The 14,158-nt window shown below is 63.8% G+C and carries 19 protein-coding genes; 14 read left to right on the top strand and 5 right to left on the bottom strand.

The window, feature by feature from the left end; genetic code table 11:
- Positions 1 to 332: 332 nt before the first annotated feature.
- Complete coding sequence (locus FJ980_RS18105; protein WP_140545027.1) at positions 333 to 1,436, top strand: KamA family radical SAM protein; 1,104 nt, start codon at positions 333 to 335, stop codon at positions 1,434 to 1,436.
- Between the two features lie 403 nt (positions 1,437 to 1,839).
- Positions 1,840 to 2,697, top strand: a complete 858-nt coding sequence (locus FJ980_RS18100) for a BA14K family protein (protein ID WP_140545025.1) — start codon at positions 1,840 to 1,842, stop codon at positions 2,695 to 2,697.
- Here the strand turns inward: FJ980_RS18100 and FJ980_RS34710 are convergent.
- Entirely contained in the window at positions 2,655 to 2,831 is a 177-nt protein-coding gene (locus FJ980_RS34710; protein WP_181181243.1) for a hypothetical protein, read from the bottom strand. The genes FJ980_RS18100 and FJ980_RS34710 overlap by 43 nt on opposite strands.
- Before the next feature lie 488 nt (positions 2,832 to 3,319).
- On the opposite strand from FJ980_RS34710, the gene FJ980_RS35415 reads away from it, so the two are divergent.
- From FJ980_RS35415 to FJ980_RS34705, 6 genes are all read left to right on the top strand, one after another.
- Entirely contained in the window at positions 3,320 to 3,868 is a 549-nt protein-coding gene (locus FJ980_RS35415; protein WP_246676450.1) for a hypothetical protein, read from the top strand.
- Between the two features lie 63 nt (positions 3,869 to 3,931).
- Positions 3,932 to 4,168 carry a hypothetical protein gene (locus tag FJ980_RS18090; protein WP_140545023.1) on the top strand — a complete coding sequence of 79 codons (237 nt, stop codon included), beginning with the start codon at positions 3,932 to 3,934 and terminating at the stop codon, positions 4,166 to 4,168.
- Complete coding sequence (locus tag FJ980_RS18085; protein WP_181181242.1) at positions 4,165 to 4,494, top strand: hypothetical protein; 330 nt, start codon at positions 4,165 to 4,167, stop codon at positions 4,492 to 4,494. The genes FJ980_RS18090 and FJ980_RS18085 overlap by 4 nt, the downstream gene beginning before the upstream one ends.
- On the top strand, positions 4,491 to 4,763 hold the full coding sequence (locus FJ980_RS18080; protein WP_140545019.1) for a DUF1488 domain-containing protein: 273 nt from the start codon (positions 4,491 to 4,493) through the stop codon (positions 4,761 to 4,763). The genes FJ980_RS18085 and FJ980_RS18080 overlap by 4 nt, the downstream gene beginning before the upstream one ends.
- 80 nt (positions 4,764 to 4,843) lie before the next feature.
- On the top strand, positions 4,844 to 5,026 hold the full coding sequence (locus FJ980_RS18075; RefSeq protein WP_140545017.1) for a hypothetical protein: 183 nt from the start codon (positions 4,844 to 4,846) through the stop codon (positions 5,024 to 5,026).
- A 118-nt stretch (positions 5,027 to 5,144) separates the two neighbouring features.
- The gene (locus tag FJ980_RS34705) at positions 5,145 to 5,294 is read left to right on the top strand and encodes a hypothetical protein (protein ID WP_181181241.1); all 150 of its coding nucleotides are present in this window, start codon (positions 5,145 to 5,147) and stop codon (positions 5,292 to 5,294) included.
- 203 nt (positions 5,295 to 5,497) lie between these two features.
- Here the strand turns inward: FJ980_RS34705 and FJ980_RS18070 are convergent, their stop codons facing one another.
- Together FJ980_RS18070 and FJ980_RS18065 are read right to left on the bottom strand one after the other, a co-directional pair.
- Positions 5,498 to 5,746: a DUF982 domain-containing protein gene (locus tag FJ980_RS18070; RefSeq protein ID WP_095770102.1), complete on the bottom strand. Its 249-nt coding sequence runs from the start codon at positions 5,744 to 5,746 to the stop codon at positions 5,498 to 5,500.
- Positions 5,747 to 6,087: 341 nt separating this feature from the next.
- Positions 6,088 to 6,435, bottom strand: a complete 348-nt coding sequence (locus FJ980_RS18065) for a hypothetical protein (RefSeq protein ID WP_140545015.1) — start codon at positions 6,433 to 6,435, stop codon at positions 6,088 to 6,090.
- Positions 6,436 to 6,782: 347 nt separating this feature from the next.
- Here FJ980_RS18065 and minC point away from each other — a divergent pair, with 347 nt between their 5' ends.
- From minC to FJ980_RS18035, 6 genes are all read left to right on the top strand, one after another.
- Positions 6,783 to 7,673, top strand: a complete 891-nt coding sequence (gene minC / locus FJ980_RS18060) for a septum site-determining protein MinC (protein ID WP_140545013.1) — start codon at positions 6,783 to 6,785, stop codon at positions 7,671 to 7,673.
- Positions 7,674 to 7,835: 162 nt separating this feature from the next.
- Complete coding sequence (minD, locus tag FJ980_RS18055) at positions 7,836 to 8,651, top strand: septum site-determining protein MinD (protein WP_140545011.1); 816 nt, start codon at positions 7,836 to 7,838, stop codon at positions 8,649 to 8,651.
- Positions 8,648 to 8,920 (top strand): cell division topological specificity factor MinE, encoded by a 273-nt coding sequence (gene minE / locus FJ980_RS18050; RefSeq protein ID WP_042638296.1) that lies wholly within the window; start codon positions 8,648 to 8,650, stop codon positions 8,918 to 8,920. Before minD ends, minE begins: the two co-directional genes overlap by 4 nt.
- A gap of 342 nt (positions 8,921 to 9,262) precedes the next feature.
- The gene (locus FJ980_RS18045; RefSeq protein ID WP_246676449.1) at positions 9,263 to 10,150 is read left to right on the top strand and encodes a DMT family transporter; all 888 of its coding nucleotides are present in this window, start codon (positions 9,263 to 9,265) and stop codon (positions 10,148 to 10,150) included.
- Positions 10,151 to 10,484: 334 nt separating this feature from the next.
- Positions 10,485 to 10,967, top strand: coding sequence for a hypothetical protein (locus FJ980_RS18040; protein ID WP_140545007.1), 483 nt, complete (start codon positions 10,485 to 10,487; stop codon positions 10,965 to 10,967).
- Between the two features lie 247 nt (positions 10,968 to 11,214).
- Positions 11,215 to 11,862 carry a hypothetical protein gene (locus tag FJ980_RS18035; protein ID WP_246676448.1) on the top strand — a complete coding sequence of 216 codons (648 nt, stop codon included), beginning with the start codon at positions 11,215 to 11,217 and terminating at the stop codon, positions 11,860 to 11,862.
- Positions 11,863 to 12,019: 157 nt separating this feature from the next.
- On the opposite strand, the gene FJ980_RS18030 is transcribed toward FJ980_RS18035, so the two are convergent.
- A complete protein-coding gene (locus FJ980_RS18030; protein WP_140545005.1) occupies positions 12,020 to 12,664 on the bottom strand; it encodes a response regulator transcription factor in 645 nt (214 codons plus the stop codon).
- Positions 12,661 to 14,058 carry a sensor histidine kinase gene (locus FJ980_RS18025; protein WP_140545031.1) on the bottom strand — a complete coding sequence of 466 codons (1,398 nt, stop codon included), beginning with the start codon at positions 14,056 to 14,058 and terminating at the stop codon, positions 12,661 to 12,663. The genes FJ980_RS18030 and FJ980_RS18025 overlap by 4 nt, the downstream gene beginning before the upstream one ends.
- Between the last annotated feature and the right edge of the window lie 100 nt (positions 14,059 to 14,158).

The following is a 14,158-nucleotide window of genomic DNA, read 5'->3' as shown; positions in this document are numbered from 1 at the left end:
GCGCGCGATCTCGTCCTCGATGCGGAATTGCGCAACGGCATCCTCATAGCGCGGCAGCGCCTGCGTCTTGGTCATGACAACCCTCCCTCGCCGGCAGACCATCTCCCCATGATCGCCGTTGGCACGAGATTGCCTGAAAAGACGGCGCTGGTCGATTGCCGCGAAAGTCGAGAGTGAGTCAGGCGACGACGGTTGCGCGAAGGAACGCAAGCTTCGCCGCTCAACGCCTTTCCAGCCTTTCGAGCGGTGAGGGTGCTCCAAATTCCCAACGCGGTATGCGGTTGACCGCATCGACCATCCGGCCGATAGGGACGGCGAACCAGAGAACCGCAATGACCACCGATCTCAAACAACCGGCCGCCCCCGACGCCGCCTGGCAAGCCGAAGTCCGCGCCGGCGTGCGCCATGTCCGCGACCTCGCTTCCCTGCCGCTTTCGGCCGCCGAGCGCGCCGTCATGCAAGAAGCCGCGGCGGCGCACAAGGTGCGCGTGCCCAAACCCTATCTCGACCTGATCGACTGGAGCGACCCCAACGATCCGATCCGCGCCCAGGTGATCCCGTCGCCGGGCGAGCTCGTCGCCACCGAAGGCGAGCTCGACGACCCGATCGGCGATCATGCCTTCGGCCCGGTGCCGCGCCTGACGCACCGCCATGCCGACCGCGTGCTTTTGTTCCCGACCTATCAATGCGCGGTCTATTGCCGCTTCTGCTTCCGTAAGGAATCGCTGACCTCGATCGGCCGCGGCTACACCAGCGAAGCGCTGGAGCCGGCGCTGGCCTACATAGCCGGGCACCCGGAAATCCGCGAGGTGATCCTGACCGGTGGCGATCCGCTGTCGCTGCCGGACAAGGCGCTGGCCGATATCCGCGCCCGGCTGGAGGCGATCCCCCATCTCAGGCTGTTGCGCGTCCACACCCGCGTGCCGGTGGTGCTGCCGTCGCGCGTCACGCCCGGTATGATCGAGGCGCTGCAGGGCCGGCTGATGGTGACGGTGGTCACGCACTTCAACCATCCGCGCGAGCTCACCGCCGCAGCCGAGGCGGCCTGCCGCACGATGCGCCTGGCGGGTTTCGTGCTGCTCAACCAGAGCGTTCTCCTCAAAGGCGTCAACGACACGGTCGAGGTGCTGGAGGAGCTCTGCCTCGAGCTGATGTACCGTCTCGGCGTAAAACCCTATTACCTGCATCACGGCGACCTCGCGCGCGGCATGGCGCACCGCCGCACGACGATTGCCCAAGGCCAGGCGCTGGTCGCGGAGTTGCGCCGGCGGCTCTCCGGCATCTGTAACCCGACCTACGTCATCGACCTGCCGGACGGCGGCGGCAAGGTGCCGCTGGCAGCGAGCCATATCGAAGGGCGGGACGGCCAGACTTGGCGCATTCGCGGCCAGGACGGGAAGGCGAGGAGCTACAGCGAGGTGGTGGCGGACTGCTGAGCGCCCGCAGGTCGCTCAAGCGCGGCCCGGCCGTCTCGTTGGGGACAATCAGCCGGTTGCCGGGCCTGACCGACGGGAGTTTGTGGCCGCCGGCTGCGACAAACATCGGTCCGAGGCGTTGGGACTGCCATGTGAACGACCTGCGTTTATTCCTCTGTTTGCACGATGCGGCGTCTTGCCAAAGGGGCGACACTGTCATCGATCCGTTTGGATCATCGTAAAGTCCTTAGCTGCCTAGTCCCCAGCTGGGTTCACCTAGCGATCCTCTCGAAGCCCCGCGTGCTCCTCCCCGGAGCACGCGGGGCCGTTCGTTTGTTACCACCGGGTCGCAACATCGCCCTCTTCCTGTGGGAACCGGATTCCACGCTCCGCATTCTATCAGCGGGGACTAAAGGAGCGCGGCATGAAGGCTTTATTGGGTATCGTCGGCGGCTTCGTGCTGACCCTTGCCGTGTTCGCCAGCGGGCTCGCCTTCGCCACCTGGCTACTCGCTGCCAAGCCGGTGCGCCAGCTGACGCCTGCGATCGGCGTTTCCGAGCTCTGGACCAAGGACGCTCAGCCGGTCGATCCGCAAAAGCAGAATCTTCAGCGCATTCCTGCCCAGCAGGCTGCCGTCGCGCCCGCCCCAGGGGGCGAGCCGGCCAAGACCGACAGCGCAGTGCAGACGGCGACGCTCGCGGCTCCAACAGCACCCGCGCAGCCGCAGCAGTTGCAGCCCACGACCGCTCAGCCGAACCAGCCCGCAGCCGAGCCTGACGCGATCCAGCCTTCCCAACCGGCTCCGGCCGATGAGCAGGCCCAGCAGCAATTGCCCGTGGCCCATCTGCAATGGTGCTCGGCACGCTATCGCAGCTACCGTCCGGCGGAAAACAGCTACCGCTCCTACAGCGGCGAGCTGCGCCCCTGCATCTCACCCTATTACGATCCGATGGGCGACCCCACCGCCTCGACCGGCTCAAACGATCGGCAAGGCCGGGATGGCCAAGCCGTCGGGAACGATCGGCAAACCGCCGCGGCCGATGATCAGACGAGCGACGACCAGGCCGAGATGGAAGGCTACGCCCCGTCGGGCGACGGCTACGCCACCACCTATGGCGGCCCGCCGGAAGAGATCTCGCCCGAGGCTGGGGCCGTGCGGGCACAGGGCCGGCAGATCTCGGCCGCCCACGTCGACGATTGCTTCAGCCGCTACCGCTCCTACGATCCGCAGGACAACACCTACCAGCCCTTCGACGGCGGCCCGCGCCGCCAGTGCGAGTAGGTGAAGCGCCGCGTTGCCGCGAAGCAGCGCGCGACTGTCGGCTTCTGCTTGAATTCGGCAGGTTGGCCGCTAAAGACGTCGAAAACGGTCCAGCTGTTCGGCTTATCCATCGTCGGTGCGTAGCGGTTTGTCATGCTTGCATTCCTCCCGGTCGCCGCTAACTGCCGGGAAACCCAAAAATGCTTCGGTAAAATAATTGGAAGATTTCAGGAACTAGGTCAGCGCCCGCAAATCGATTTACCGCTGTTTCAGGCCCGGACCTGAGATTTCTATTTACCCGGGGAAAAAATATCAGGCGCGTAAGTCTTGCTTTGAGCGCAATTGAGGCGCATACAAAAAGTGTTGATTTGGTTGAGTTTGGCTTTCGCCCCGTCGGAGCCGCGCCAATCCTTTCCGAATTTTCGATAGCGAAGCGTTGCGCCGGTCCGGCGCGGCAGCTTGCTCGTTTGAACCCTGGAACGACGCAGGGCGCTGACCACGGATGTACTGGCAGCACCGCAAACAGTTCCAGCGGTTCGACTGAAATAACGCGGAAGTCCATCCTAGCATGTTTTCACGGGAAAGCTGCAATCGTGGCCATTCGCATTGCGTCCACCGTCGTCGTCTGCTTCGGCTCTCCTTGGTGCTGTCGCGCTTCAGGCGCGCCGCGACCGCAGGGTATCTTACCGACCTCGACGAGGAGGCCTGGAAGGGCCTTTCCCGCGACGCGGCCTCTTTCATTCACCTGCCGGCGATCCTCCGCACAATGGTTCGCACGGTAAAAACATCAACCGGCCTCTCTCGAGGCGGCGCTCTAAGACGACCGGAGACAATCATGACGAGCCTTATGCAGCGCAACACACGGCCGATACGGCACGGCGCCCCGCCGCGCTTGTTCGACATCGGACAGGCGGTCCGTCTGAAGGGAGATTTCCGGACGTTGACCGCGGAGGTCTACCACGTCACCGGCACGCTGCCGCCAAAAGAAAACTCGCCGCAATACCGCATCCGCAGCGACACCGAACCGCATGAGCGCGTGGTGACCGAGGACAGGCTGGAATCGGCCGGAACCCCGGCCTCGGACCCTGGCCTGATGCTGATCGAAAGGACGTTCGGACATGGCCAAGAGACGGCAGCGCTCCAATCGCGAGATGAGGACGCGGAAGCAGGGAAGAATTCCGACCAGGCCTGAGAGCCTGTTCAATCAAGGCGCCGGCCTCAGCGCGAAGGGCTCGATGCCATTGCGCTGGTTTCGATGAAGGTCGTGATCGAATTCTATCGCACGCGCGTCAGCGATGACGCGCATGCCGTCATCGGCCGCGAGACGGTGCTGGCAACGGGTCTCGAGGATGCAATCGAGATTGCGCGGCTTCTGGCGAGGACGCTGAACATGCCGCAGTGGCCGGATGCGGTCACGATCTCCGAAGCTGACGGCGCGGCGCTTTATTCGGAGATTATCGCCGCGCAGGAAGGCGAGGAAAGACAGGTATGAACAGGTCCATGGCCAACGGCGAGACCGAGGCGGGCCACAAGGCCGTATCCGGCTGTTCGCCAAACACCAGAAGCTGGTCGGGCCACGCCTTCAGGGATCATCAATACGGCCGCCGCGTCGAAGCGGATCATTCCTGGACCGTCTACCATGTCTTCACTGGAATTCCGGCGCATGTCGACGGCGCACCGATGGTCGGGCTGACACGTGCGCATGCGACGACGAGCATGCTGGATCTCAACCGTCGCAACGTCGAGGCTCGAAAAGAATGGAATAGCACCCGGCCGGCAGCAGCTGAATACGCTGAAACACGGGTGGGCAACCCATGACGCTCGCCTTTCCAAATCCCAGCCGGAGTTTCGATCAAACGCGCCGCGCCGTCTGCTTCATTGGCCATGACGGTATGTTCCAGGTCCGCTTCTTCGTCGAGGTCGAGGTCCTTGGGACATTTGGCGATGCTGGGAGCAAGGAAACGGCCGAGATGGCATACCTTTCGGCATTCGACGCCTTGCGCAGCTCCATCCAGGACGCCGCCAGCAAAGCGTATGCGCGCGAGCGCCGAAACTCCTACACGCTCACGGCTTCCGGCTTCCGATAGGCAGGAAGCCAATGTCGCAGGGAAAAGCGCGCAGCCGCGAATAGCCTTAGCCCTGGCTGCTACAAGAAAGGATAATGCCGATGCGTTCCATGAAAACCCCCGAGACGCCGTCCGCCGTGATCAAGCCGATCGTCAGGTCCTCAACCATCATGTCCGCGCGGCTGACGGTCAGGAAGGACGAGGCAGCAAGGCGCAAGCTCGCCGACACTGACGGCACCTTGCGGCGGGCACGTCAGGTCGCAGAACGCAATCGCCTCATTTGACATGATGGCCACCTGACAAGTGCCTCTTATTTTGGGCCTTGTGTCTCGCGAACTGTCTTTCCCGCTCCTGGGCATGTCCAATCCCAAGGCGCAAATTGCCTAAACCGGAAGAAACACCATGGCGATGAAACCCAACTACCGATACGAGCGCAGCAAACGCGATCAGGCGAAGGCGGCAAAGAAAGAGGCGAAGCTCGCGGCCAAGGTGGCGAAAGAGAAAGTGGTGGATCCGGAAGACGAGCGGGAGGGGAGCACTGACAACCGATGATGTCGCATTAGGCAGGCCGGCCTTGGAACCGCAATGACACAACGAGAGTCCGATCACTTCGAAATCGATGTGGAGTGCCCGCGGTGCCATCACCAGGCGAAAACGCGTGTGGGCTGGATACGCACTCACACCCAGATGGAGTGTGAAAATTGCGGCGAGATCATCGACATCGAAAGTAGGAATTTCAGACCGCGCGAGCAGCCTTAAGGCGTCACAAGAATGGCCGCCTCGCGGGCGGCCGCTATGAACGCCTTGCGCGCGAATGAAGCCGGTCGGCGCCCGCTGTTTACATCCGTGCAGGCCTGAATGGCTGCACGGTGCTTGTCGCTTCGCTTGCCGCGCCATCTTCGAAGCAGGAAGTCCAGACAGGCGGCGGCATCGCCGATTGCCTCCCGTCCGCCGGCCGGATCAACGATGATCGTCACCGACTGGTCGAATTTTTCATTTGCCATCACTGCGCTTAGGCCGGGGCGCGCAACATAGCAAGCACTGTTTGTAGTGAGACTATCGGGTGGGCGAACGGGAAGTAGCTTGAACGACGCGATGTCTAGGCAGCCGGCGGGAAACCAGCCGCAAGCAAAAGCTGAGTTCGCATGCAAGACCAAGGAGAGGCTCCTGGACAGCCCGACCTATTCAGCAAGAGATCAAGCCGGACTGTCCTCGCCGCACCAGCGAGATCGTATCGTGCGCCTTTGTTTCCTGTCTGGCCAGCAAAACCGCAGCAAATGAGAGTCGTTGAGCTGCCGACCGCGACTTGTGCAGAGGTTCGATCGCCAATCGGCAAGTCGCTTCTCTAGCTGCTGCTCGCCCAGATCGAGCAGCCGACTTTCTGTCCCGTCGCCGCATCCCGTACGGTCTTCGCGAACACCCGCCTCAGACCAGCCCTGTTGGATGCGACGTCCTTGCTTGCGAGGTAGGTCGGGTCGCCGACTTCCCAGTGGTAGCGCGTGTTGGCAGGCGCCTGCTTCCAGGTGAATTTCGAGCGGTAGGCCACCTGGCCTGGCGCGGTGTTGTCGAACCGGCAGTCGATGGTCGCCGGCATCATTCCCTTGGCGCTCATCGAGCTGACCACCTTGTCCGCATCGGACGTTGTAAGCCATTCGTCGCGGCTGACCGCTGGTCCGCTCGGCGAATGCGTCATGCATCCTCCAAGCAGCATCAGCGCCGCCATTGTCGCGGTTGTCGCGCCTGCTCGCTTGCTGTCTTGCCGATTGAAGCCCATGCTCATCCCCCTTGGCTTGGAAAGAGTAGAAAGTCTCGGTCCGGAGGATGCCCGCTGCTCATACCTGCGTATATTAGCCGCTTCACACGCCCGACTCGTGCGCGCATGGCGCTGCCAGCATTCGCGACCGCCCACGCGGAGCCTGTGACCGCCCCGCCACAAAACTTAGCCGCGCCATATCCTTAACGGTCGCCACCCGCGAAATTAACCTTTTGTTAACCATTAGCCCGGCACCCTTTAACCATTGAGTAAGGATTCGCCCGGACGTGACCTTCGCCGCCCCTTTGCACAACAAATCGATCCGCTTTCGCGCCCGTTCGTTCGTCGCTTTCACGCTGACGCCGGAAGCGCCGATCGCCGACTGGCTGGAGGGGTTGGATCACTGGATCGCCAATTCGCCCGGCTATTTCAACGGGCGCCCGGTGGTGCTGGATTTGAACACCTTGCAACCGGGGCCGGAGGAGATCGCAGCGCTTGTCGGCGTGCTCGGCTCGCGCGGCATCCGCGTCTATGCCATCGAGCTCGAAGGCGCCGAACTCGGGTCCGAATTGCCGCCGCTCTTGGCCGGCGCCAAGGAGGCGACCGCCGAGGGGCTGCTTGGCCGGGCCGCGCGCAAGGCGCGGGCGGAAGAACTGGAAATGGCCGCCGCCGGGGAGCGGGCCGAGGCGGCCCGGGAAACGATCCAGGCGGCGGCGCCTGCCGAGGTTCTGCAGGCGGCCGGCGATGAGCCGGTGGATCCCGAGCTGGCAAGGCTGGAAGCGGTCAGGATCGAGCCGGCCCAGACCGAACCGGAAAAGCCAGGGCAGGGCGCCGTGCCGGCGCCTGCCGCCGGCACGCTGATGATCAAGGCGCCGATCCGCTCCGGGCAGTCGGTCTTCCATCCGCATGGCGACGTGATCGTGCTGGGCTCGGTCGCGTCCGGCTCGGAAATCGTCGCCGGCGGCTCGATCCATGTCTACGGCACGCTGCGCGGCCGAGCGATCGCCGGCTCGGAAGGCAATATTGCGGCGCGCATTTTCTGCCGCAAGAACGAGGCCGAGCTGCTCGCCGTCGACGGCTGGTATACCACGGCCGAGGAGATGGAAGGGGTGTCGCGCGGCAAGGCCGTGCAGGCCTTCCTCGACAATGATGCGTTGTGCGTGGTGCCGCTCGGCTGAGTTGTTGGCCGCAAGCTTCGGACCGGTTTCGTGTGCGAAGGTTATCAGTGCATGTCGCCCCAAAGTGCAGCGGTTTTGGGAGAACGACATGCACCAAAAGCGAAAGATCCCGCCGTGCCTGGCACGGCCAGAGAATAAAAACCGCCAATGGAGGCTGGATATATGGGCAAGGTAGTCGTGGTCACATCGGGCAAGGGGGGCGTCGGCAAGACAACCTCGACGGCCGCGCTCGGCGCCGCCGTGGCCAGGACAGGCAAGAAGGTGGCGCTGGTCGATTTCGACGTCGGCCTGAGAAACCTCGACCTCATCATGGGCGCCGAGCGCCGCGTGGTGTTCGACCTCGTCAACGTCATCCAGGGCACGGCGAAGCTGTCGCAGGCGCTGATCCGCGACAAGCGGCTGGAGACTCTCTATTTGCTGCCCGCCTCGCAGACGCGCGACAAGGACGCGCTGACCGAAGAGGGCGTGGCGGAAGTCATCGCCCGGCTGCGATCGGTGTTCGACTATGTCTTCTGCGACAGCCCGGCCGGCATCGAGCGCGGCGCCCAGCTCGCCATGCGCTTCGCCGACGAGGCGGTCATCGTCACCAATCCGGAAGTCTCGTCGGTGCGCGACTCCGACCGTATCATCGGCCTGCTCGACGCCCGCACCATGAAGGCCGAGCAAGGCGAGCTGGTGCAAAAACACGTGCTGGTCACGCGCTATGACGCGGCGCGCGCCACGCGCGGCGAGATGCTGTCGATCGACGACGTGCTGGAGATACTCTCGACGCCGCTGCTCGGCATCATCCCGGAAAGCCAGGATGTGCTGCGGGCCTCCAATCTCGGCTCGCCCGTCACGCTCTCAGAACCGCTCAATGGTGCCGCAAAGGCTTACCTCGAAGCGGCAAGACGCCTGGAAGGCGAGGACCTGCCGGTGGTCGTCCCCTTCGAACGCAAGGGCTTCCTCGACCGGCTTCTCGGAAGGAGGGCCGCATGAGCATCCTCGATCTCTTCAAGCGGCGCACCAGCGCGCCGGTGGCGCGCGAGCGGCTGCAGCTGCTGCTCGCCTATGAGCGCCAGAGCCGCGGCCAGCCGGATCTCGTCTCCATCCTGCGCGAGGAGATCATGGCGGTCATCGCCAAGCATGTGCAGATCGACCAGGACTACCTCCAGGTCTCGATGGACCGCGGCGCGACCATGTCGACGCTGGAGATCGACATCCAGATCCCCAACAAGAGCGCCGCGCCGCTCGCCATGGCGGGATAACGCCGGCGCATTTTCTCTCCCTCGCCCAAGGCGGGGGAGAGGTGGCCGCGCTGCGGCCGGAGTGGGGCCTGCGCCAACGCTTCGTCATCCTCGGCATGATCCCAGGATCCACGCCGTTGCCTTCGACTTGGAGCGCGGCGGTGCGGAATTCCATGCGCGTTGCAACGCTTTAGCGCCACGGCATGACCCTGGGTTTGCGCGCGTCGCTTCGCTCGTTGCTCCGCGCCACGATGGCGAAGGCGTAAACCTCACTCTCTTGTCCCACCATCCGCCCCGCACTGCCTCACGACAGCGCAGGCCCCGCGCCCTATCTCCATTCCCGAACCACGGATGGAGCCAGGATTGACCTCGACGCAGACCGCGAAGCCGGAGACCCACATCGGCGCAATGCCCGTCCTGGGGCTGCTCGGCGCCATCCTGTCGGTTCAGGTCGGCGCTGCCTTTGCCAAGGGGCTGTTCCCGGTGCTGGGCTCGGAAGGCACGACCATGCTGAGGCTCGCCATCGGCGCGCTGATGCTGGCGGCGGTGCTGAGGCCCTGGAAGGTGCTGCCCTCGCGGAAAACCCTGCCTTGGCTCGCCGCCTATGGCATCACGGTCTGTGCCATGAACATGCTGTTCTACGCGGCGCTCCAGCGCATTCCGCTCGGCATCTGCGTGGCGCTCGAATTCACCGGGCCGCTGTTCGTCGCTATGCTCGGCTCCCGGCGCCTGCTCGACCTCGTCTGGGTGGCGCTGGCGATAACCGGCATCGTGCTGCTCTCGCCCTTTGCCGATGCCAGAAGCGGGCTCGATCCGCTGGGTGTGGTGCTGGCGCTCGCAGCGGGCGCCTGCTGGGGGCTCTACATCATCTTCGCGCAGAAGGCCGGCGCCGAGCTCGGCGTGCGCACCTCCGCCTACGGCATGGCGATCGCCGCCATGCTGGCGCTGCCTTTCGGCTTCAGCGCCGCTCAACCCTATCTCACCGACCCGCACATCATGGCGGGCGCGGCCGTGGTAGGCCTGTTCTCCAGCGCGCTGCCCTTCTATCTGGAAATGCTGGTGCTGGCGCGCATGTCGGCCAAGGTCTACGGCATGCTGGTTTGCCTGGAGCCGGCGGGCGGCGCGCTGACCGGCTTCCTGTTTCTGCATGAGAAGCTCAACCTTTTGCAATGCGCGGGCGTCGCCGCCGTCATTGCCGCCGCCTTCGGCACGGCGGTCGCGGCGCGGCGGCCGGTGCCCTTGCCGGCCTGAATCCATCTCTGAGCCGGGCGATTTGCGGAAAAGCACGAAACGGTAAGGGCTCGACGCTTCGCCTTAGCCTTCCGTCCGGAACTGCTTCGCAACTCGCCGGCCGTTAAGCGATTGGTTGGCTTTGGAAAACACCCTTGCTGCGGCAATGTCGGACCGCACTCAGTGGTTGAAATAAGACTTAGGTCCTATGACTAAGTTGCAATAGGTCCGAGTGGACAAGACAAGGGTCGTGGGCCACTTCCTTATGCGCTGCTGATTGGGGATGCTTATGCTGCGACATTGCCGGTGGGGTAGTTTGGCCGACGGGCTGAAGGGCTGGCATGGGGAGAACCGAATGCGCGCATCGCGCGGGGGCTGCAGGCTAGTCTTGCCAGCGCTGGCTGCGTTGGCGCTTGTCGTCGCGCCTGTCAGTCTCTCCGTCGATGGTCTCGTCGTTACCAAGGCCTATGCCGACAAAGGCGGCGGTGGTCATGGCGGCGGTGGTGGAAACGGAAGCGGCGGCGGCAACAGCGGGAACGGTGGCGGAAATAGCGGCGGCAACAGTGGAAACGGCAATAGCGGCGGCAACAACGGCAAGAGCAATAACGGCACGAGCAGCAGCGCCGGCGCGGCAGGTACCGCGGATGTCGATAGCCATGTGAACGCCGTTACTGGCGACAAGGTCGAGGCCACCAGCAGCAGCATCCAGGTCACGCACCGCAATGGAATGAAGGAGACGATCGAGAACGGCCGGTTCAGGATGGAAGACAAGTACGGACGCACCATCGTCGACCGCAGGGCCACCATGGCCGATCTCAATCGCCTGAAGAATTTGTGAGACAGAGTTTGTGGGAGTGAGGTTTTATCCGGATTAGATCTTAAGGGACCGAAGGTCAGCGCTGCAAAATCAGGTTGCCACCTTTTGCTTCGTCTCTGCGGTCCTGATCGTCTTGCGATAGAACTTGGCTACTCACCTTGCCCCCGCCTTCGTGCGGGGGTAATTTTTTGCGCCGGCAAAGCCTGTCCGCTGCGACATTGGTCAGCCATGGCGCCTGAAAATGGTCCGACGGGTGGGGGCAAGGGTCGTGGGCCGCTTTCGTCGCCCCGCCGGATATGAATTCTTGCCCAGGTCAAGACACCGGTTCTGCCGTGAGCGGAGCTTCAGCCATGCGGAAGTGGGACCGGAACGAAGAGAAGATATGCGAAACCGCCCCTTCAGCAGGCTCGCCTGGCTCGCGCTGCGTGTGTTTAGCGCGCTGGCGCTGACGTTTGCGCCCTGGCACATCACCTTTGACGGCGTGCCGAGGATTGCCGCAGCCACCGCCGCCGGCAACGGCAACGGTGGTAACGGGGGGAACGGCGGTGGTGGAAGCGGCAACGGCGGCAATTCGGGATCGGCCGGCGGCTCGAATTCCGGCAATAGTGGCAACAACGGCAACAGCAATGGCCAGGGCGACAACGGCAACAGCAATGCCGGCGGGAGCAACCCCAATGCCGGGCCGGGCAACAACAGCGGCAAGGGCAACACCAATCCCGGCGGCAAGAATAGCTACACCAATGCCGCGACCGGCGACACGCTTTCGATCGACGGCGATAAGGTCACCGTCATTCATCGCAACGGTATGAAGGAGCAGGTCCGGAACGGCCGTTTTGAGATGACGGATGCGCAAGGCCGCACCATCATCGAACGGCAGGCGACGGAGGAGGATCTGTCGCGCCTGCTGAACTTGTGAGGGTTGGGAATTGAAGAACTGGGGAATTGAAGAACTGAGGAACTGGGGAATTGAAGAATTGAAGAATTGAAGAATTGAAGAATTGAAGAATTGAAGAATTGAAGAAGAGAGGGCTCTTCAGTTCCCCAGTTCCCCAGTTCCCCAGTTCCCCAGTTCCTTAGTGCCTTTCCCTCGCCTCATGCATCAGCAGCGCCGCCTCGGTGCGGTTGCGCACGTTGAGCTTGGCGAGCACCCTGGTCATGTGATGCTTGACCGTCTTCTCCTGCAGCGACAGCCGGGCGGCTACCTCCTTGTTGCTCAACCCTTCGGCGACCAGTTTCAGGATCTCGGCCTCGCGGCCGGTGAGCTGACTGAGCGGATCGGGCTTGCTGCCGGTGGGCTGCAAAAGGTCGGAGAGCAGCCTGGCCGAAAGGCTCGGCGATACATAGCTCTGGCCGTTGGCGACATCGCGCAGGATCTCGGCCAGCGCCTTGGAGCCGACGCCTTTCAGCACATAGCCGCGCGCGCCGGCCTTCAACGCCTGGGCGACGTCGGCATTGGTCTCCGACACCGTGAGCATGACGATCTTCTGTTCGGGCATCGCTGAAAGGATGCCGGCGAGCGCGTTGAGGCCGCCGCCTGGCATGCTGATGTCGAGCAGGAGAATATCGGGCGTGCTGGCGCGCGCCAGCCTTTCGGCGTCCTCGGCGCTGGCACCTTCGCCCACAAGCTCGAAGCCGCCTATTTCGCCGAGGCTGCGCGCCACGCCCTCGCGAAACAGGGGGTGGTCGTCCACTATTGCGATGCGGATGGATGTGCTCACGGTTGCTCCTCGACAGACAAGGCAATCACCAGTCTTGTTCCTTCCGGGCCGGACAGCGTCTCGAACTGCCCGCCTATGCTTTCGATGCGTTCCCTGAGGCCCGCAAGCCCAAGTCCCTCGCTTCGGGCCGGGTCGAAGCCGGGACCGCTATCCATCACCTCGACCAAAAGCTTGCCGCCTTTCGTCGTGGCTCTGACCTGCTGGCCCTTGCCCTTGCCATGCCGGAAGGCGTTGTTCAGGCCTTCCTGCACGAAGCGATAGACGCTGATCTTTTCCGAGGTGCCGAGTTCCGGCAAGCGCTCAGGCAGGGTTAGCAACACTTTGGTGCTGGTGCGCCGCTCATGCTCGGCCACCGCCAGCCGCAAAATGTCGGCGATGGCCTGCGCCTCGATCTGCGGCAGCACCAGCCCGTTGCAGATGCCGCGTATCTCGCGCATCGCTTCGCCGAGCGTCTTGTGTATGCCGGCGATCTCGGCTTCGCGCAGCGTGCTCGACGTGGCCGGGTCGACCAGCGCCGGGCTGTCCATCCTCAGCGCGGCAAGCGCCACCAGTTGCGCCGGTCCGTCATGCAGGTCGGCGCCGATGCGCCTCAGATACCGCTCGTTGATTGCTGTGGCGCGGCGCGAGGCGCGTTGAACGCGCTGGCGCAGCGACGAGTTCTGCGCCAGGGCCGTCTGCAATTCGGAAACCTTGGCCTCGAGCGCCGCCTGCTGCGTGACGATGGTGCGGCTGCCGCGGAAAACGATGCCGGAGAGCAGGGCGAGCGCCGCGGCGGTGGCGGCCGCCACCACCAGCCATGTCCACAGCAGGGCCGAGTGGAGCGATTCCTCGAAGTCGCCGGACAATTCGTAGAATTCGCTGACAGCCACGACCTCGCCGGACCACGGCTCGCGCACCGGGTTGTAGATTTCGAGCAGCGGAACGCCCATCGACCGCTCCTTGTCGTCTTCCTCGTCCTCGAGCCTGTTGTATTTGACCATGACGTCGCCGGCGAAAGCGGCGATGAGGTTGGCGTTGGGCCTGACCTGCTTGCCGATCAGGCTGGCATCCTTGGAGTAGAGGATCGTTCCGTCGCGCCGCCACAGCTTGAACGAGACCAGCCTTTTCCCGAGCGCGCCCTGGCCCAGCGTCTCGTCCAGCGCCCGCTTGACGGTGTCGTCGAGCTCCTGGCTCTTGCGCATATCGGGCAACAGCGGTGCGATCACGCTGTCGACATAGAGCGCCGTGGTGGCGGCGGAATTGTGCAGGACCCCGTCACGGATCTGCGATGTCACCCACAGCCCGACCACGAGCATCACCGCCAGAAGGCCGATGCCGCCCGCGATCACGAACTGCCAGGCCAGAGAGAGCCCGCTCCAGACTCGTGCAGGTCGTGTTAAATACCTCCCAACCATCAGCACCATTCACCCACCCGTCCGCGACAGTATAGGTGAGGGGAGGCAATTGCGACACCGACCTTGGTCCGTGCCCGTGGGGAAGGTTAATGGCAGAGCA

Origin of the sequence: Mesorhizobium sp. B1-1-5 (genome assembly GCF_006443065.1) — a bacterium.
In the GTDB taxonomy this organism is placed as follows: Bacteria; Pseudomonadota; Alphaproteobacteria; order Rhizobiales; family Rhizobiaceae; genus Mesorhizobium.
This window is presented reverse-complemented; position numbering and strand designations above follow the sequence as displayed.

Coding starts and splice junctions, on each gene's coding strand:
- FJ980_RS18105 (WP_140545027.1), top strand. CDS start 333: ATGACCACCGATCTCAAACAACCGGCCGCCCCCGACGCCGCCTGGCAA.
- FJ980_RS18100 (WP_140545025.1), top strand. CDS start 1,840: ATGAAGGCTTTATTGGGTATCGTCGGCGGCTTCGTGCTGACCCTTGCC.
- FJ980_RS34710 (WP_181181243.1), bottom strand. CDS start 2,831: ATGACAAACCGCTACGCACCGACGATGGATAAGCCGAACAGCTGGACC.
- FJ980_RS18090 (WP_140545023.1), top strand. CDS start 3,932: ATGAAGGTCGTGATCGAATTCTATCGCACGCGCGTCAGCGATGACGCG.
- FJ980_RS18085 (WP_181181242.1), top strand. CDS start 4,165: ATGAACAGGTCCATGGCCAACGGCGAGACCGAGGCGGGCCACAAGGCC.
- FJ980_RS18080 (WP_140545019.1), top strand. CDS start 4,491: ATGACGCTCGCCTTTCCAAATCCCAGCCGGAGTTTCGATCAAACGCGC.
- FJ980_RS18075 (WP_140545017.1), top strand. CDS start 4,844: ATGCGTTCCATGAAAACCCCCGAGACGCCGTCCGCCGTGATCAAGCCG.
- FJ980_RS34705 (WP_181181241.1), top strand. CDS start 5,145: ATGGCGATGAAACCCAACTACCGATACGAGCGCAGCAAACGCGATCAG.
- FJ980_RS18070 (WP_095770102.1), bottom strand. CDS start 5,746: ATGGCAAATGAAAAATTCGACCAGTCGGTGACGATCATCGTTGATCCG.
- FJ980_RS18065 (WP_140545015.1), bottom strand. CDS start 6,435: ATGACGCATTCGCCGAGCGGACCAGCGGTCAGCCGCGACGAATGGCTT.
- minD (WP_140545011.1), top strand. CDS start 7,836: ATGGGCAAGGTAGTCGTGGTCACATCGGGCAAGGGGGGCGTCGGCAAG.
- minE (WP_042638296.1), top strand. CDS start 8,648: ATGAGCATCCTCGATCTCTTCAAGCGGCGCACCAGCGCGCCGGTGGCG.
- FJ980_RS18040 (WP_140545007.1), top strand. CDS start 10,485: ATGCGCGCATCGCGCGGGGGCTGCAGGCTAGTCTTGCCAGCGCTGGCT.
- FJ980_RS18025 (WP_140545031.1), bottom strand. CDS start 14,058: ATGGTTGGGAGGTATTTAACACGACCTGCACGAGTCTGGAGCGGGCTC.